Here is an 18,942-nt window from a genome sequence, read left to right on the forward strand (position 1 = left end):
ATATTAGGAGAACACATGAAAAAATATTCAGTAGTTATTGCTGGAGGTGGTAGCACATATACTCCGGGAATTGTAATGATGTTATTAAACAGTCTTGATAAATTTCCACTATATGAAATAAAATTATATGATAATGATGCAGAACGGCAAAAAATTATTGGTGACGCCCTTGCAATTGCGATTCAGGAACAGAATCCTGAAATTCGGTTCAACTATACGACCAGCCCTGAAGAAGCATTCACCAATGTTGATTTTTGCATGGCTCATATCCGCTCAGGCAAATACAAAATGCGAGAGTTAGATGAAAAAATTCCCTTAAAACATGGCGTAATTGGGCAAGAGACTTGTGGTCCTGGAGGAATAGCTTATGGTATGCGTAGTATTGGGGATATTATCGAGCTTATCGACTATATGGAAAAATATTCCCCGCATTGCTGGATGCTAAATTATTCAAATCCAGCAGCTATTGTTGCAGAAGCTTGTAGAGTTCTACGCCCAAATTCAAAAATTTTAAATATTTGCGATATGCCTGTGGGAACATTAAGACGGATGTCACAAATCGTTGGACTAACTCCACAGGACTTAAAAATAAGGTATTTTGGGTTAAATCATTTTGGTTGGTGGACAAGTGTCAAGGATCAAAAAGGTAATGAATTACTGCCTCAAATCAGAGATTATGTTTCACAATATGGGTATCTAACCAAAATCGAAGTTGATACTCAACACACTGATGCAAGCTGGCAAGAAACTCATAAAAAAGCAAAAGATCTCCTTGCCGTCGATCCACGTTTTTTACCTAATACCTACCTAAAATATTATCTATATCCAGACTATGTTGTTGAACATTCAAATCCTGAATATACGCGGGCTAACGAAGTTATCGATGGACGAGAAAAGCGTGTTTTTTCTGCCGCAAAATCCATTATTGAACAAAAAACAGCAAAAGGCGGAGAATTTCATATTGATACTCATGCCTATTTTATTGTCGATTTAGCAAGAGCCATTGCTTATGATACCAACGAAAGAATGCTGCTTATCGTTGAAAATAATGGTGCTATACCTAATTTTAGTCACGATGCTATGGTCGAAATTCCTTGCTTAGTTGGCAATAGTGGTGCAGAACCGTTGAACCAAGGAAAAATCCCAACCTTTCAAAAAGGTCTTATGGAACAACAGGTTGCAGTAGAAAAATTAGTTGTAGAAGCTTGGATAGAGCATAGCTATCAAAAAATGTGGCAAGCACTGACACTTTCAAAAACCGTCCCAAGTGCAACAGTTGCGAAAGCATTACTTGATGATTTGATTATAGCAAACCAAGATTATTGGCCTGAATTAAAATAAGACTTAAAAACTATACTATAATTTATATGAAATAATACAAAACGGCTTTAAACACAATTTAAAGCCGTTTTTATCAACTTATTGCCACCACTTAATCAGGCAAGTAAGCTCAATGCCTGTTTGACGATATGATCAGCGCTTAATTCATATTCCTGCATCAAGAAATCTTGGGTGCCGACTTGTCCATAACGACCTTTTATTCCAACTCTACGCAACGGAACCGGGCAGTGTTCGGACAAAACTTCGGCAACTGCGGAACCGAGGCCGTTATAAATACTGTGGTTTTCACACGTTACGATTTTTCCGGTTTGCTGCGCTTGTTCAATGATGCACGCTTGATCTATTGGTTTTAACGTGAACATATCAACCACCGTTGCGGCAATCCCTTGCTGTGCCAACTGCTCGGCTGCGGCTAGTGCTTCGGCGACCATAATACCGTTGGCAATCAGGGTAATATCTTTCCCTTTACGCAATATTTTGGCTTTGCCGATGCTGAATTCTTCGTCTTCAGCATAAATTTTTACTGCTTGTTTGCGAATGGTTCTAACCCAATAAAAACCTTTCAGATCAACCAATTGTCGCACAATATTTTTCATCATGCTGCCGTCGGTGATCTCCAGCACTGTCGCTTTTGCCAGCCCGCGCACAATCCCCATATCCTCAAAAGACATGTGCGTGCCGCCATTGTGAACTGCCGAAATTCCGGCATCAGAAGCGATCACTTTGACATTATTCTCTTGATAATCCAATGACATAAAAAGCTGGTCAAAACAGCGACGACTGGCAAATGCAGTAAAAGTGTGAAAAAACGGGATATGCCCAGCCAAGGATAGACCTGCCGCCATGCCGACCACATTGGCTTCCATGATGCCGCAGTTAATCACTTGATTAGGCAATGCTTTTTGCACCTGATCCATTCCCATCGAGCTCATCAAATCCGCTTCCAGCTCAATTACCAGAGGATTTTCAAGCATGTGTTGTTTCAAGGTTTCAGCATAAATTTTACGCATTTCCAGCGTATCATATTGTCTTTCAATCGACATATTTTGCCTCCAATTGCTGAATTGCCAGTTCAATCGCCTGCTTGCCTTCTGCCGTCAGTCGCATATGGTGGGAATTCGCCAGATTTTCAATATATGGCACCCCCTGCCCTTTTTTACTGTCGAGAATAATCAGCAACGGTTTGCTGTTCGGTTGCTGCAATGCAAGGGCGGTTCTTAACGATAATGTACGGTACAATTCTGCGATATCATCACCTTTGACAGTGACCACATCAAAACCGAACGCCACAAATTTCTGTTCCAAATTTTGTGGATCGATAATTGAGGTTAATGCGCCGTCGAGCTGTAACTTATTGTAATCAATAAAAGTATAGAGATTATTCAATTTACGGTGAGCAATAAATTGAAAAGCTTCCCAACATTGCCCTTCGTTTAACTCTCCGTCACCTAAAATGCAGAAAGTACGGTTCGGCAAGCCACGCAATTGATGTGAAAGCGCAATGCCGGCGGCAATTGAAACGCCTTGCCCCAACGAACCGGTTGTTGCATCCACGCCTTTAGTCAGCAGCCTATCCGGGTGGCTGGGCAGACGAGTTCCGTTTTGGTTAACCGTCATCAATGCCGCCAGCGGAAAATAACCTTTCAAAGCTAAGGTGGCATACAACGCTGGTCCGCCATGCCCTTTTGACAGCACAAAGTAATCACGCTCTGCCCAAGCCGGCTGTTGCGGATCAATTTTCATGATTCCGCCATACAACACCGCTAAGGTTTCAACAATTGATAAGCTGCCGCCAAAATGCCCAAATCCCAGATTTAGCAACGATTTTAATAATTGAATTCGGATATCGTTGGCAAAATGCTGTAATTTATCTATCGCTGTCATGATTCATCATCCTGGTTAGATGGTGCTTTTTTAGCGACATAGTTATAGATCACCAATAAGCTGAAAATAGCGACAATGACCACGGTAATCATATCTTTCGACAGATATTGCACCATGTTACCCAGCACAATCCCGACGCCACCAAAATCTGAATCAGAGAATGTTGTGTTGGCAAAGCCCAGCGATCCCAATACCGGCAACAGGAAAACCGGCAGGAAGGTAATCAACACCCCATGGGCAAATCCACCAATAATCGCCCCACGCCGTCCGCCAGTGGCATTACCAAAGACCCCTGCGGTTGCGCCACAGAAAAAGTGCGGTACCACACCGGGCAAAATCAACACCCAATTCAACATCCCCAACACCGCCAAGCTGGCAATACCACCGATGAAACTGGCTAAAAAACCGACCAGCACCGCATTTGGCGCATAAGGGAAAACAATCGGGCAGTCCAATGCCGGGCGCGCATCCGGCACCAATTTTTCAGAAAATCCGGTAAATGCCGGCACAATTTCGGCTAGGATCAAACGCACCCCTTGCAGAATGATAAAAACGCCGGCGGCAAAGGTAATCGCTTGAATAATGGCGTAAACCAGATAGTTTTGGCCGCCACTCAAGGTGGATTCAATATATTCACCGCCGGATGCCAGCGCGAGGATTAAATAGATCACCATCATGGTTAAAGAAATTGAAATTGAACTGTCACGCAAGAAACTCAAGTTTTTCGGTAAATCCATCTCTTCCGTTGATTTGGATCCTTTGCCGACCGCACTGCCAACCGCACCTGCCAACACATAACCCAGGGTGCCGAAATGCCCGAATGCCACGTCATTGCTGCCGGTAATCCGTTTCATATACCGATGTGCAATCGCCGGGAAAAACGCCATCACCATGCCGAGTATCAATGAGCCGACAAAAACCAGTTGGAAACCTTCAAAGCCTGCCACGGTTAAAATAATCCCAATCATGCACGCCATATAAAACGTATGGTGTCCGGTCAAGAAAATGTATTTCAGACGGGTAAAACGTGCCACTACAATATTGGCAACCATGCCGAATGCCATAATCAGCGCAGTAGCTGTGCCGTATTTTTCAACTGCCATCGAGACGATGGCTTCATTATTCGGGATAATGCCCTGCACATTAAAGGCATATTCAAACATACCGCCCAGTGGGTTCAACGAGCCGACCAACACCCCTGCACCACCACCCAACACCAAAAAGCCCAAAATTGTTTTAACTGTGCCTTTGACCACATCTGAAAACGGTTTTTTCTGCGCCAATAAACCGACTAATGCGATCAAACCAACCAACACTGCCGGCACTTTTAAAATATCTAAAATGAAAAAAAGCAAGCCGTCCATCATCTTTTCTCCTAGCGATTGAAATAGGCAGCAAGTTTCTCTTCAAACTCTGCTACACTGACCAAGTTTTTCACTACCACGATTTTATCCGCTGAAATGCTACTGCTTTCGGCAATATCTTTTGCCATCACAAACAGATCGGCATCATTCGGCGTCACTGAAGCCAAATCGGTATGATCGACTTCGGCTTCGATACCTAATTTTTTCAACGCTTTCTTGATGTTCATTTCCATCATAAAACTGCTACCCAAGCCTGAACCACATACTGCTGTAATTTTCATTATTTTCTCCTTGATAAAAAGAGGGATAAAACCGGCAATCGCCTGCTGACAGATAGGGCTGTACACAACACCCTACGATCTTGTATAAGATGTAGGCAGTCTAAACCATCAATGATAGCGCTATCAAACTAAAGATATGAAATCTGTGATAGCGCTAACATATTTTCCGATTTCCGATATAAGCAACGTTAAAGCGCATCAGTTTATGCACGATTTTCAAATTTATGCGCTATAATTCAGGGATATATTTTGAGGAGTTACACTATGTCATCAAATTCCCAAGCTCCCCGCACACGCAGAACAACCGGGCGAGTCACGCTTGCCGATGTCGCCAAACGGGTCGGCGTAGGGCAAATGACGGTTTCCCGAGCACTGCGTACTCCAGAGCTGGTTTCCGACAATTTAAGAGAAAAAATAGAAAGTGCGGTACAACAGTTAGGCTATATCCCCAATGCTGCCGCGCGCGAACTGGCATCGGTTTCCAGCCGTAATATCGTGATTATCACCTCCTCAATTACATCAACTGAAAATACCCTGATCCTGTCGGCACTACAGAAAAAACTGAAACCACTTGATGTTCAGTTGGTTATCCTGCTTGCCGGTGAAAAAAAATGGCTGCCGGAATTGATCAACCATTCTCCACTCGCCATTGTATTGCTCAATTTAAAATGCCCGCCACAAGAAGCCGGATGGATTAAACAAAGCGGTGTACTCATGATTGAAATAGGTGCAAAACAAGTTTCACCGTTGGGAATTAATGTCGGGATCGACAGTAAACAGGCAATGCAAACCATGATCCATTATTTGGTAGAAAGGGGCTGCCAACAAATCGGGCTATTGTCTGCCAAACAAGATTCAGCGATTTTTCAACAATACTTAGAAAGCTGGCACACCACCTTGTTGGCTAAATATTTGGATCCGCACTTAATCCTGCATTGTGCCGAAGAGATCTCTTTTTCGGTCGGCGCCAAGCTGTTTAATGATGCGATGCTGATGTGGGGGCGAATTGATGCGTTGGTTTTTCTGTCCGATGAATTGGCTTGTGGCGCACTATGTGAAGCACAGCGCAAGCGAATCAACATTCCTTATGAAACCTTGATTGTCGGTTTGGGTGGGCTGGATGTCGGATCGGTTTCCTACCCTAGATTGACTACCATCGATATTCCCTATGAACACATCGGTGAGACCGCAGGACAACAATTAGTTGAATTATTGCAGCAAAACCGCACTTTTAGCGAAACACTTTTTATCCCGCTGCCGGTCAAACTGCTGAAACGGGATAGCGCTTGAGTGAGGTCTGACGCCCAATATGGATTGATAAAAAAGCAACAGACCTCGTAACACGATCACTGCACTGCTTTCAACATTTCCTGATTCATGGCTTTCATCGACTGTAAGCCACCCATCACCAGATACCAGTTCACGGAATCCAAGAATACGATATTGCCGTTTTGATAAGCTTTTGAGCCTTTGATTAACGCATTATCAAACACTTTTTTAGCATTACCACTTTTATTGGTAATCGCCGCCGTACGGTCAACCACAAAAATGTAATCCGGGTTTTTATCCAATACATACTCAAAGCTGACTTTCATGCCGTGGCGGGATTCCTTGATTCCTGTATCGGCTTGAGTGAAGCCGTAGTCTTGAAAAATCATGCCGTAGCGAGAATTGGGTCCAAAGGTGCTGATATTGCTTTCATTCGCCAACAGCACCAGTGCAGTTTTGCCTTTGGCTTTTGCTGCAATCGCCGCTAAATCTTGATCAATCGCCTGCAATTGCGTTGCAGCCTCGGTTTGTTTGCCAATAATTTCGGCGATATTGCGTACATTTCGTTGAAACGACGGATAAAAATCCAGATATTGAATGTCACTGTAATAGATTGGCGAAATCTCTTTAAAGCGCTCCACCAACTGACTTTGGCGCGCAGAGATAATCGTCAGCTCCGGTTCAACCGCACTTAGGCGTTCAAAATTTGGCTCCATCAAACCACCGACATCAGCGTAAGCTTTGTCTTCATATTTTTTCAAATAGTCCGGCAGCGGTAACGATTTTGGCACCGCAACCACACTCTCACTGCCTAAGCTATCGAGAATATCTAATGCCGGAAAATCAAAAATTGCAATACTTTTTGGATTTTGTGGCACGTCCAGTTCACCGATGGTGCTCGACAGCTTAATATCACTTGCCTGTGCAGTGCCGATGATTACGGTCGCCAGTAGGGAAACGGCTAAAGTACGCCAGGTGTTACGCATATTTACTCCTTGTTGAGAGGTTGGTTTTAACATTAATTTTTAAAGAAAACGGCTATTCTATTCTCATCAATCGTGTGAATCGGAATCTGCATACCATAAATCTGCTGTAGTGCGGCGGTTTGCATAATCTGCCCGACCTCGCCCTGCCGCACCAAGCAACCGTTTTTCAAGGCAACGATATAGTCGGAATAGCATGAAGCGAAGTTAATATCATGGATCACAATCACCACGGTTTTGCCCAGTTCATCGCACAACTTGCGCAGCACTTGCATAATCTGCACCGAGTGTTTCATATCCAAATTGTTCAGTGGCTCATCCAGCAAAATATAGTCGGTATCTTGCGCCAACGTCATCGCAATATAAGCGCGTTGGCGCTGCCCACCACTTAATTCGTTGATAAACACATGGCGCATCTTTTGCAGATCCATGTAGTCAAGCGAGCGTTCGATATAGTTACGATCGATTTCGGTTAACCGCCCCTTGCTGTAAGGGAAACGCCCGAATGCAACCAAATCTTCCACCGTCAAGCGTAAATCCAAATGGTTGCTCTGTTTTAAAATCGACAACCGTTTGGCAATTTCGCTATTGGGAATTTGGCTAATCGGTGTGTCGTCTAACCGCACTTCGCCACTGTCAGCCTGCAATAGGCGGCTGATAATCGCCAGTAACGTACTTTTTCCGGCACCATTCGGACCAATAAACGAGGTGATCTTGCCCTTAGGAATCGTCAAGGAAATATCATTCAAAATCGTTTTTTCCGCATATTTTTTACTGATATGCTTGATGGTTAAACTCATTAATCACTCCGTTATTGATTGCGACGTAATAAAAGATAAATAAAATAGATGCCGCCAATAAAGTTGATAATAACACTCAGCGTGGTGCTGAAATTCAGCAGTTGCGACACCACAAACTGCCCGCCAATCAATGTAACAATGGCAAGCAACACGGCGGCTGGCGCCAGCAAGCGATAATGATGACTACGAATAAACTCCAAGGTTAAGTTCATCACCAGCAAACCTAAGAAGGTAATTGGACCGACAAGTGCGGTCGCAATCGAGGTTAAAATTGCCACCACAATCAACAAGCGCTTGCTTAAACCACGGTAATCCACTCCCAGATTTATCGCCTGATCACGCCCAAGTGCCAATACATCAAGTACGTTCAAATAGCGTACCGCATAAGCGATAACCGCAAACAACAGTCCGGCTGCCAACCAAAGAATCTCACTATTCACTTTATTGAAGCTGGCAAAACTGGCATCCTGCACGATTTGAAACTCATTTGGGTCGATCAACACTTCCATAAAAGTGGTCAAGCTCTGAAAAAACGTGCCGAAGATGATCCCGACCAGCAATAGAAAAAACAAGTTTGCTCGCTCACGCTTAAATAAAAAATAGTAAAACAGCAGCGAAAACAGGGTCATGATGCCGCCGGAAAGCAGAAAATTGAGCTGCGGATCCATTTGAGTCAGCGCATCGGCGCCAAAAAGAAAAATAATGGTTAATTGAATTGACACATACAGCCAATCCAGCCCCAGAATACTCGGGGTTAAGATGCGGTTATTCACCAGCGCTTGAAAAATCATGGTCGAAAAGGCAATTGCAATGGCAGTCAACCCAATCGCACTCAAGGAAATCAAGCGATAATTCAGCGCATATTGCCAGCGCTTCGGCAAGCCGTAAGCCAGATACAGCGCCACCACCAGCAAGCTGCCAAGCAACAATAGGCACATCTTGGCTCGATTAGACAGTATTGACTTAGACATGGCGGAACCGCTTAAACAACAGCAGCAAAAAAATACCACTGCCGATCACCCCCACCACTAAACTGATGGCAATTTCATACGGATAGATCAGCACTCGCCCGAGAATATCGCACGCCAACACAAACAGGGCGCCCAAAAGTGCGGTATGCGACAAAATATTTTTTAGATTATCCCCCAGATATAGGGTCACGATATTCGGTACAATCAAGCCCAAAAACGGAATCACCCCGACGGAAACAATCACCACCGAAGTCACCACCGCCACAATTGCCAAACCAAGATATTGGATCCGCTTGAAATTGACCCCTAGATTGAGCGCAAAAGATTCTCCCATACCGACAATCGCAAAACGGTTAGCAAACAGATATACCAACAACAGCGCCGGCACGCTGAGATATAACATCTCATAACGCCCACTCATCACCAGTGAAAAGTCACCTTGCAACCAACCGGCAATATTTTGCAGCAAGTCCTCTTTCATCGCCAAAAAGATGGTGACCGAGCTGATAATATTGCCAAACATAATCCCGACCAACGGCACGAAAATCACGTCTTTAAATTTCAGTTTCGATAAAATAGTAATAAACACCAATGTGCCGAGAAAAGCGGTGATGATCGCGATGATGGTTTTGGTCAACATTGAAGTGCCGGGAAACAAAATAATGGCCAACAAAATCCCCAAACGTGCCGAATCCATCGTACCTGCCGTGGTCGGTGCCACAAAGCGGTTGCGGGTTAACTGCTGCATCACTAAACCACTGATCGCCAAACTGGCACCGGCAATCAAAATACTAATCAAACGTGGAATGCGACTAGCAATAAACACCTGCCATTGCGCCGGATCGAAATGCAGCAGCCCGCTCAGCGTAACACGACTGACTCCGAGAAAAAGAGAAAACAACGACAACACCAATAGCAGGCATATCAAATAACGTCTTTTGATCATCACGTATCTACTACTAACACAATCCAAACCGAATGAGAATGATTTCTTATTTTATAGATTGAGGCGAAATAGTCAATTCTGCTTTGCCGAAATGATTCCGCGTTTTATACTGATGTGACTTATCCCCTTGCTTTTAATCACGATGACTAAAGGATTACTCTGTTCGCTGCTGGCTTCTGCTCTATTTGGCTACCTGTATTATTTCACTACGTTGCTGACACCACTCAGCGGGCTGGATGCCCTTGGTTTCCGAATTCTGTTTATGCTGCCTGCAGTGCTTGCGGTCCTTCTGTTATTTAAACAGCAAAAGCGATTAGTTGAACATTTAACCCGAATCAAACAACAGCCCTTTCTGCTGTTAGTGGTGATTTTCAATGCGGCAATGATGGGGTTTCAGATGTGGCTATATTTGTGGGCGCCGAATAACGGAAGTGCGGTTGAAGTCACTGTCGGCTATCTGCTGTTGCCTTTAGTCCTAGTTGCATTTGGTAAATTTTTATTCAAAGAAACGATTTCACGCTATAAAGCACTGGCGATTCTGTGTGCCGGCATAGCGGTGCTGCTTAATATTTTACTGACCGGAAAAATGTCGTGGGAAAGTCTGGCGGTCGGCTTAGGCTACGCATTGTATTTTGCCAGTCGCAAATTCTTCAAAATGAACGATCTGGCGGTTTTTACCTTAGAAGTTAGCTTACTGTTTCCATTCTGTGTGTATATGGTCGCGCAGGTCAATCTTAATGCTGCTGCCGAGCTGAATCCGCAGATTTACCTGCTGGTTTTTCTGCTCGGTTTGATCAGCAGCATTGCCTTTATTGCTTATATCTTAGCCAGCAACTGGCTACCTATTAATTTATTAGGTTTACTCGGCTATTTAGAAACCGTGGCAATGTTGTTTATTTCGCTGTACATCGGCGAAACCATTCAACCGGCTTCTTACCCGCTACTGTTCGGACTTTCCGCCGCCATGCTACTGTTGATGTATGATGGGTTTAGGCTACGAAAAAAAGCACTAGCGTAGAACAAAGTGCGGTCAACCCCAATTAGGTTCAACCGCACTTTCTTAACTACCTGTTGCTATCACAATTTTAAACGACGACTTAAAATTGATAGTTTAATCCAACTCCCCAAGTGTATTGTGATTGACTACGTGCGGTTTGATAACCTAGATCAGTCGTCAACGATAATGCAGGGGTTATATTCACTTTAAGTTGGGTACCCACATTCAAAGCATTCGCCAGTTTTCCTTGTTTATATGCTATATCATCAACATACAATCGTCCCTGCTTTTGATGATATATTGCATAGGCGATCTGCCCCTTCAACTCATATCCTGTCGACTTATAATTTAGATCAATGCCTAAGTGCGTTTTAAGCGCTGCGAACTTATGATATCTGAGTTGGGTATCATGTGCTTGATCAATAATATCACTGATATCGGTACGTAAATAATGCAAGCCAACCGTCGGTACAAGTAAAAAATTGTCTTGCAATTTGATCTGATAACCTAGATTCGAACCGATATTTAAACTGCGCCCTTTGATAGATTCGCCATTCTCAACCTTGGCTTGATGCAGTTGATAGCCTCCTAGAACATCCATTGCTAAGTTATCGGTTAATGTTATATGCCAATTGGCACTACCGCCCCAACTTTGGTATTTGGCTTTGCTTTCGCCATCCGCCGCCTGTGGCGTAACACGGTAGCTCGTTTTATTTGCGGCCAGATAAAAAGCACTGTTCAAATCTGCCGACTGCCACAACTTACCCCCCAGCATCACTCCATTATAATCGGTATTAAAAGTATAACCGTAATCGACAAAAGCTAAATCGGAGGCATATTTTTGTTTACCATTCAAATACTTCACAAATAAACTACGATTTTTATCTGATAACCCTTGAGCCTCCTGCTCAAAATACCGCTGAATTTGCTCGCTCATATTACCCATAGCAATATTGGCAGTTAAATAAGACGCCAGCACTGGGTTCACCTGTGGACGCGCAACCGGAGCAATCGTTGAAGAAGCGACGAAAGTTGGTGCCGCTTTTCCATCTTCGGTAATTAATTTATTAGTCAAATAGACTGAATAATCACGTTCAACAGAACGAAATAAAGTTGGTTTTTCCACAGTGGCAAGAGTATAAATATACAAGCCTTGCACAATCTCTTTGTCGGTCAGTTGAATATTGGTCGCACTTTCGGCACGACTATAATTCAATAATGCCTCACCTTGCTGCCCATAAAGCTTTGCGTCGCTAGGTTTGAGTTTTTTCAACAAATTCACTTTAACATCCAATGCGCTGGCTTTCATTGCCTCGGCAACCGTCAATGTTGCTGTCTCGGCGTCACTGATATCAAACTCAATATAACCCGTTGCATTATCACTGACGTCAAGTGTTGCGATATTTTGCTGTCCAGCAACCCGTAATATGCCATTGTTATTTAAAATCACATCGGTAAACGCTAAATTTTTATGCTTGTCATCAGCTTGTTGATTTAAAACCAAGATCCCCTCGCTAACCGTTATACCCCCTAAGCTTTCTCCTACTCCTTGCTTAATTGCCGTTCCATCACCTATTTTCTCAATATGCTTATTACCGGTATAAGTGAATATTCTTGGTGATTTTTCACGAATATCACTAAAGATTTTATTTTGTTTCCAAAATAACTGCTGCATATCCAACGGCTGGAAAACAATCGTTGTATGTTCAATCGAATTTTCATATAACAAGCCTAGACTACCATCTCCCAACTCGGCCAGTGAGCTATAAACATAACCATTCGCACTGTCTGCACTTTCAATTGCTTTATAACTGTCAGTGAACCACTTGATTTCACCACTATCTTGCACTTCACCTAAAAAGATTTTTCCGTCTCGGCGGTTTTGAGCACCACCACTGGCGCTGACCGACGGACCAGAGAAAATCAGGTATTCTTTGCCATTAATTTTTTTCGAATATTTAATCACTGACAGCTGTGAATAAGGATTATTTAACTCTTTAACTTTACTGTCTTGAATTCCATCCAGATCAATCCGCTGTTCCATTGGAAGCCAGGTATAGCCACCGTCCTTACTGGTTGCAACTCTGACTTTACCACTCATATTACGCATAAAAAGCTTCAAATCGCCGTTGTCTAACTCAACCACCTGCGATTCTGTCAGTTCATCGGCGCCACCGGTCAATGTCTGTGAATTTTTTGTGCTATTCGGGAAACGACTATCATTCGGGCTTGCACCTAAATCCCATGTTTTGCCACCATCTTTACTGATAATCAAGGCTGAAGATTGTGCGTTATTACGGTTGGTATAATAAACCGGCATAATCAAATTGCCGTTTTTAGTCTGAATACCAACACCCGGTCCAGTGCCTAAAAACCGCATCCAGTCTTTTTTGATTTGTGCCGTGATATCTGTCGGGCTGGACCACGTTTTTCCGTTATCATCGGAATGGGTAATCCAGAAATAAGAGGTTGCTTGTGCGACAAACGGAGCATTTTCATTTTGCCCATAAGCCTGCAAATAAATATTACCCAACTTTTCTGTTCCTTTATAAACATCCCCCAACTGTTTAAAGTGCTGCTCCTGAGTGCCGCTCACCGTCACCCTATACTCTGTTTTTTCTCCTAGTTCATTATAAACCTCTCCTGCATCCCGCAAGGTCCATACAGTGCCGTCAGAACGGTGCAGTTTTAAATAGTATTTGTCGCCGATTTTGACATGCCCGTTACCGTTTTTTTCTTCACCAGAACGAAAAAGTCCCAGGGACTCAGGAAACATATCAATGCCTAAAAAGAGTCGGTTGCTGTTCTTGTCCTGCACCATCACCGCATCAATTAAAAATGCCGAATTACTCGCGATTTCTCGTAATGTAAATTTTTTCGGATTTTCAGTATAAAGTGGCGGTCTTTCGTTATGGTGTGTTGCCAATCCCATTAAAGTTTGAATGTCTTCCCACGTTTTACCATCGTCTCGGCTCGTTCGATAAGCTGTATGAATCGCGCCCCAATCCCAAGTATTCTGATAGTGTTTATCCGCTGCGGCTATCAATACGCCGTCTTGAGTACGCAACAATGACGGAATTCGCCAATATGGAATATTATCGGCATATCCGGCATCAAAAAGTGCGGTTGGTGCAAAATCTTTCACCCCCATAGTCAACGGATTTCGCGCAAACGGTGAAGCAAGCTCTTGTTCATGCATGGTTTTCAAATTCTCATGTAAACGCTTGGCAGCAATATCGTCTAAAGCACTACCGACTTCCAACACATAAATATCGCCATTAAATGTCCAACCTTGGCTCAAGCTCTGTGTTCTGGTATCAATTCTATCCAATGCACCCAATTTTATATTGGTATAATTTTCTGGGATTCGATCAAAGATCGCATCACCTCTTGTTTTATTGGTCGTGACCGCTTTTATCCCATTGAAATAGACCTGCATTTCTCCCTGCTCAGAGAAAGAGTAAGTTACTGTATTAAATCCCTCTTCCGGGGTTACATTAGCCGTCACATGCTTTTGTGTTTTATCCGGTGTATCGCCGTTAGTCTGCTGTTCAATACCAATCACATTATTCATTGCATATAACGCAATATAGTCTGTGGTTTTATTTTTATCAGAAAAAGACAGCAAAGAAGAGAGCCCAGCACCATCTTTCCGATACCGTAGCGTAATAGATTTACCTTTTAGTGAAGAACCTGCAAAATTAATGTTGTCCAGTAATCTTGGTTGTGAAATATAATCTACATCTTTCAAGCTATAATCTACTGTAGCCGCAAAAGTATAGTTTGATGAAACAAATAATCCGGCAATTATAGCCGAGAGTATGCTTCTTTTCATTGGACTTCCTCCATAGAATAAAATAGGACATTTAAATACAAACACCTTATAAAACAGTGCATTAGATTAATAAAAACCGCACTTTAGGCTAACCTAATTTATTTTTGGAGTAAATTTCCATTTTTTAAATATTAGAGAAAAATCACATTTCAATGGCTATTTAAAATAAAATTTTTACTTTAAAATCATTTATTTGCCAAATAGTCTTAAAATAAAATAGCAAACCTCACCTAAAAGTGTCGTTTGCTATTTTATTCATACAGAAAAATATTTTGGATCAAATAAGTTTACTCACACTCTTAAACTCCGCTAACTCGTTGAGCAAGCTGTCCATTGTTGCTTTTTCATCGTTGATTGCCATGGCAACAATCGCGCCTTCAACAATCGCAGCATCGGCGATTTTAATTTTGGTTTTGTCATAAGGCATCTCCAGAAACTCGATCGCCATTTCACTGTTTAAAATTGAGCTGCCGATATCAGCAAAGATTAAGACGCCATCATCAGTGTAAGCCTGCTGGAGAGCCTCTTTAATCCGCATTGGATCAGACCCCAAATGTCCGCCTTCAGTGCCGCTGCCGTTAAGCAGCGGAAAATCGTACTGTTTTACTTCACGACATAATTCGATGACTTCATGCGCCAATTTTTCACTGTGCGAAACGATAACAATGCCTAGCATATTTTCTCCTTAGTCGTCTGTTCTGCCAATGCCTCACTGATCGCTTTGATCATCAGGTAAGATGAGGCAGCACCCGGATCAAGATGGCCAAGGCTTCTTTCGCCCAAATAACTGGCTCTGCCTTTGGTGGCAATGATATCACGCGTAGCATTCAATCCGTTCAGTGCGCTTTGTTCAGCCGCCGCAAACCCTTGGCTAAGGGAGCCAGCTTGAGAAATTTCAGCCAGAAACGCTTGATAAGCCGGAATTTGGCTGTCCAACATCGTCTTTTCACCCAATACTGCTTTACCACGCAATTGAATACCGTCAATCATCTGTTGCCAAGTATCGGCAATCACCTGCGCATCGAGTGTCGTGTGGGTTTTCAATACCGCACTTCCCTTGATTAAAGCACTGGCATACAATGCACCCGATGCGCCGCCGACATTTGACATCAGCAACATCGCCATCTTGCTCAACACCTCTGCCGCAGACAAATTTGTCATATTCGGCAATTCAGCAGCGATTTTTTCGAAACCTCTGGCTAAATTAACCCCATGATCGCCATCACCAATTTCCCGATCCAACTCGGTCAAATAGTCTTTGTTGTCGTTAATCACTTGGCAAATTGATTTGATAATCTCTAATCGTTCCATCTGTTATTCTCTAATCTTGTGTTGATTAACCACGTTTAAAAGCAACTGTGTCGGCTTTAGCCTGCAACATTTGTTTCATTTCTGAATCCAATTTGCTCAAGGTGATCGAGAAACCGCCCATATCCAAAGAGGTCATATAATTGCCGACCAGAGTATCCACCACCCGAATATTTTTGCTTTGCAACACATCGGCAACTCGATTGTTGATAATAAACAGCTCAATTAATGTGGTTTCACCCAAACCGTTAACCAACACAGCCACCTCGTCCTCTGCACTTAAGTTTGATTCCGCCAGTAATTTTTCCAATAAATGATCGACATGTTGATCCGCACTTTGAATTTTTTCCCGATGCGTGCCCGGTTCGCCGTGAATCCCCAAACCGATTTCCACTTCGTCATCCGCCAATTCAAAGCTCAACTTACCAGTGGTTGGAACTAAGCAAGGTTTCAACGCCATACCGATGCTTTTGGTGTTGGCAATCACTTTATTGCCAAACTGTTCCAACGCTTCCAGCGAATAGCCGCTTTCCGCCGCCGCACCGACCATTTTGTGCACCCACACCGTGCCGGCAATGCCACGTCTGCCAACGGTATATGTACTGTTTTCCACCGCAATGTCGTCATCAACAATAATTTTGCTGACCGTAATGCCTTCCATTGCTGCCATTTCTGCCGCCATTTCAAAATTCATCACGTCGCCGCTGTAATTTTTGATGACTAACAACACGCCTTTACCACTATCGACTGCTTTGATCGCCTCATACACTTTATCGGCACTCGGTGAGGTAAACACCTCGCCCGCTACTGCGGCGTCCAACATACCATAGCCGACAAAACCGGCATGCGCCGGCTCATGTCCACTGCCACCGCCACTAACCAAGCCGACTTTCTGTTGTTTTTTTTGTTTGCGAACGATAATCGGCAAATCCGCCACTTGTTGCAACATATTTGGGTAAGCCTTCAGCATCCCCAGCAGCATTTCACTCACGATATTTTCAGCCTGATTGATCATTTTTTTCATAATTTATGCTCCTTCCTAGGATTAACGTCGGTTGATCGTTGTTCATCAAATTTCAGTGTTCAAAATCAATGCTGTTGTAATCGCTTTTTTGTTTTAAATCAATCATTTTATTTTCGAAAATAAACATAGATCAAATTTTAAATAACAATAGGACATCAATCTAATTTTCAAGATGAGATAAAAGGTTAAAAAGAAGTTATATTGAATAATTATGCCAGTATCTAGTTATTTCATTTTTTGATACAAGTCACAAAAATTTGAATGTCAAAGTAAATCCTATTGCTAAAAAAACAAAAATCTATATCTTTTTCAATCCTTAATAATAATGATTTTCAATAATGTTTATAGGTTGAAAGGATAAGAAAATGGATAATTCCACTACAGTTACACTGTTTCTATTTTGTGCTTTAGCTAGCGCCTCTCTCTCTCAAGCCAATTCCTCTGAAATACTCGATACTATTCATGTTACTGCTAATAAGGAACAAAAGGACGAGCAGGGTAAAGATGATGTTTATTACCGCAATATTACCAATATGTATGCTGATAAGGAAACTGTAGAGCGTTATAAAGGTGCATCGCCGGCAGATTTATTACAGGAATTTAATAGAGCAGGCAATTACGACTTGGCGTGGATACAATGGCGCGAATAACCGCAACTATTTAGATCCGAATTTAATCAGCAATATTACGGTTGAAAAAGGCCCGGATATCGCCTCCGGCAATGCATCCGGTATCGGTGGTTCAGTCAAAATGCGCACCCTTGATGCCGATGATATTGTTCGTGAAGGGCAAAAAGTCGGTGTGGAGCTGAAATTGGAAACCGCAAATAATTCGGTGAAAGAGCGGGTTCCGGATTTTAAATGGGGGCAAGATTATCGTGAAGCCGGTGATGGTACACCGGGAGATTTTTCTGCAACCACGTTGGTTAAACCCAAATCAAAAGGGCAATTTTTCAAAGATAATGCAATGCGTTTGGCGGTAGGGGTCAAAGAGGAGAAATTTGATCTATTGGCGGCATACAGCTACCGCAGCAAAGGCAACTATTTAGCCGGTAAAGGCGGTGCACATAAGTATGAGGGCGAAGTCGATCTGAAAGACGGTGGGCGTACACTAAAACAAATGGAGCCAAATTTGCCTTTTGCCGCCTCAATTTACCGTCCAGGTAGTGAAATTCCCAATACCTCCAGCGTGATGGCGTCTTATTTATTAAAGGGGACAGTGCACTTTACTCCGAAGCAAAATTTAAAATTGGGTTATCGCGACACTAAAATCACCTACGGTGAAATTATGCCTTCTCGTTTGGATTTCAAAGCGTTTCACGGGTTTGTGCCACAATGGCCGTTGGCAACCGTAAAGCAAAGAGCGTTTAATGCGGATTATGCCTACAATCCGCAAGACAACCGTTGGGTCAATCTCAAAGCCGGTGTGTGGTACACCCAGACTGAAAGTGGCACCAATACCTCCGGCGGCAATCCGCGTGAAATGGAAAGTCGTGATGTAGAGTGGACGCAGGCAACCAGTGGTTGTGTGCGGGTTAATCCTAATCCCACTACACCGCATGATTATTTTTTAATTGATCACGCTTGTTTAGCCGCCAAAGGGGGGCGTTGGATTGCGGCAAATCCGAATACCAACGGCAAATACAGTTATGTCAATGCGGCACAAGTGAATGCTTATAACACCCGACGCGGTTTCAATTTAAGTAACACGATGAATTTAACCGAACAGTTGGATCTCACGTTGTCCGGCGCATTTCAGAAAGAGCGTTTGACCAGCAACCATTTTAAATCAACCCCAAATCCCAACAGCACATGGGAATCGCCGCCACGCATGGGGCGTCGTCAAGAATGAGATATTGCCTTTAATTTCAACTACCGCCCGACCAATTGGCTAATTCTCACTGCTGGCGCTCGTTACAACGAATATTGGTCGTTTGATG

The 18,942-nt window shown here is 43.1% G+C and carries 17 protein-coding genes; 5 read left to right on the forward strand and 12 right to left on the reverse strand.

Going from position 1 to position 18,942, the window contains the following annotated elements; genetic code table 11:
- The first annotated feature begins 15 nt into the window (after positions 1 to 15).
- A complete protein-coding gene (locus EDC16_RS05280) occupies positions 16 to 1,341 on the forward strand; it encodes a 6-phospho-alpha-glucosidase (protein WP_132966147.1) in 1,326 nt (441 codons plus the stop codon).
- Between the two features lie 95 nt (positions 1,342 to 1,436).
- On the opposite strand, the gene EDC16_RS05285 is transcribed toward EDC16_RS05280, so the two are convergent.
- The 4 genes from EDC16_RS05285 to EDC16_RS05300 are packed head-to-tail and all read right to left on the reverse strand — an operon-like array spanning position 1,437 to position 4,870.
- The gene (locus EDC16_RS05285; protein WP_132966149.1) at positions 1,437 to 2,384 is read right to left on the reverse strand and encodes a transketolase family protein; all 948 of its coding nucleotides are present in this window, start codon (positions 2,382 to 2,384) and stop codon (positions 1,437 to 1,439) included.
- Positions 2,374 to 3,225, reverse strand: a complete 852-nt coding sequence (locus tag EDC16_RS05290; RefSeq protein ID WP_132966151.1) for a transketolase — start codon at positions 3,223 to 3,225, stop codon at positions 2,374 to 2,376. The genes EDC16_RS05285 and EDC16_RS05290 overlap by 11 nt, the downstream gene beginning before the upstream one ends.
- Entirely contained in the window at positions 3,222 to 4,589 is a 1,368-nt protein-coding gene (locus EDC16_RS05295; protein ID WP_132966426.1) for a PTS ascorbate transporter subunit IIC, read from the reverse strand. Before EDC16_RS05295 ends, EDC16_RS05290 begins: the two co-directional genes overlap by 4 nt.
- A gap of 11 nt (positions 4,590 to 4,600) precedes the next feature.
- Positions 4,601 to 4,870, reverse strand: coding sequence for a PTS sugar transporter subunit IIB (locus tag EDC16_RS05300; RefSeq protein ID WP_132966153.1), 270 nt, complete (start codon positions 4,868 to 4,870; stop codon positions 4,601 to 4,603).
- 264 nt (positions 4,871 to 5,134) lie between these two features.
- Here EDC16_RS05300 and EDC16_RS05305 point away from each other — a divergent pair, with 264 nt between their 5' ends.
- Positions 5,135 to 6,160, forward strand: a complete 1,026-nt coding sequence (locus EDC16_RS05305; RefSeq protein ID WP_132966155.1) for a LacI family DNA-binding transcriptional regulator — start codon at positions 5,135 to 5,137, stop codon at positions 6,158 to 6,160.
- 56 nt (positions 6,161 to 6,216) lie between these two features.
- Here EDC16_RS05305 and EDC16_RS05310 read toward each other — a convergent pair whose 3' ends face one another.
- The 4 genes from EDC16_RS05310 to EDC16_RS05325 are packed head-to-tail and all read right to left on the reverse strand — an operon-like array spanning position 6,217 to position 9,839.
- The gene (locus tag EDC16_RS05310; protein WP_157330544.1) at positions 6,217 to 7,125 is read right to left on the reverse strand and encodes a siderophore ABC transporter substrate-binding protein; all 909 of its coding nucleotides are present in this window, start codon (positions 7,123 to 7,125) and stop codon (positions 6,217 to 6,219) included.
- 32 nt (positions 7,126 to 7,157) lie between these two features.
- A complete protein-coding gene (locus EDC16_RS05315) occupies positions 7,158 to 7,922 on the reverse strand; it encodes an iron ABC transporter ATP-binding protein (RefSeq protein WP_132966159.1) in 765 nt (254 codons plus the stop codon).
- 11 nt (positions 7,923 to 7,933) lie between these two features.
- Entirely contained in the window at positions 7,934 to 8,893 is a 960-nt protein-coding gene (locus EDC16_RS05320) for an iron chelate uptake ABC transporter family permease subunit (RefSeq protein ID WP_132966161.1), read from the reverse strand.
- On the reverse strand, positions 8,886 to 9,839 hold the full coding sequence (locus EDC16_RS05325) for an ABC transporter permease (protein ID WP_139690369.1): 954 nt from the start codon (positions 9,837 to 9,839) through the stop codon (positions 8,886 to 8,888). Before EDC16_RS05325 ends, EDC16_RS05320 begins: the two co-directional genes overlap by 8 nt.
- Before the next feature lie 142 nt (positions 9,840 to 9,981).
- Between EDC16_RS05325 and rarD the strand changes: the two genes are divergently transcribed.
- The gene (rarD, locus tag EDC16_RS05330; protein WP_132966165.1) at positions 9,982 to 10,857 is read left to right on the forward strand and encodes an EamA family transporter RarD; all 876 of its coding nucleotides are present in this window, start codon (positions 9,982 to 9,984) and stop codon (positions 10,855 to 10,857) included.
- A gap of 79 nt (positions 10,858 to 10,936) precedes the next feature.
- Here the strand turns inward: rarD and EDC16_RS05335 are convergent, their stop codons facing one another.
- The 4 genes from EDC16_RS05335 to dhaK all read right to left on the reverse strand — a co-directional run bounded on the left by EDC16_RS05335 (position 10,937) and on the right by dhaK (position 17,003).
- A complete protein-coding gene (locus tag EDC16_RS05335; RefSeq protein WP_132966167.1) occupies positions 10,937 to 14,671 on the reverse strand; it encodes an exo-alpha-sialidase in 3,735 nt (1,244 codons plus the stop codon).
- A 277-nt stretch (positions 14,672 to 14,948) separates the two neighbouring features.
- A complete protein-coding gene (dhaM, locus tag EDC16_RS05340; protein ID WP_132966169.1) occupies positions 14,949 to 15,347 on the reverse strand; it encodes a dihydroxyacetone kinase phosphoryl donor subunit DhaM in 399 nt (132 codons plus the stop codon).
- On the reverse strand, positions 15,341 to 15,982 hold the full coding sequence (dhaL, locus tag EDC16_RS05345) for a dihydroxyacetone kinase subunit DhaL (RefSeq protein WP_132966171.1): 642 nt from the start codon (positions 15,980 to 15,982) through the stop codon (positions 15,341 to 15,343). Before dhaL ends, dhaM begins: the two co-directional genes overlap by 7 nt.
- 25 nt (positions 15,983 to 16,007) lie before the next feature.
- On the reverse strand, positions 16,008 to 17,003 hold the full coding sequence (gene dhaK, locus EDC16_RS05350) for a dihydroxyacetone kinase subunit DhaK (protein WP_132966173.1): 996 nt from the start codon (positions 17,001 to 17,003) through the stop codon (positions 16,008 to 16,010).
- Between the two features lie 365 nt (positions 17,004 to 17,368).
- Between dhaK and EDC16_RS12820 the strand changes: the two genes are divergently transcribed.
- Both EDC16_RS12820 and EDC16_RS12825 read left to right on the forward strand, forming a co-directional pair.
- Complete coding sequence (locus EDC16_RS12820; protein ID WP_232517305.1) at positions 17,369 to 17,653, forward strand: hypothetical protein; 285 nt, start codon at positions 17,369 to 17,371, stop codon at positions 17,651 to 17,653.
- Positions 17,574 to 18,854, forward strand: a complete 1,281-nt coding sequence (locus EDC16_RS12825; protein ID WP_232517304.1) for a TonB-dependent receptor — start codon at positions 17,574 to 17,576, stop codon at positions 18,852 to 18,854. The genes EDC16_RS12820 and EDC16_RS12825 overlap by 80 nt, the downstream gene beginning before the upstream one ends.
- Positions 18,855 to 18,942 lie beyond the last annotated feature (88 nt).

The sequence above is a fragment of the Testudinibacter aquarius genome (assembly GCF_004342725.1).
Classification (GTDB): Bacteria; Pseudomonadota; Gammaproteobacteria; order Enterobacterales; family Pasteurellaceae; genus Chelonobacter; species Chelonobacter aquarius.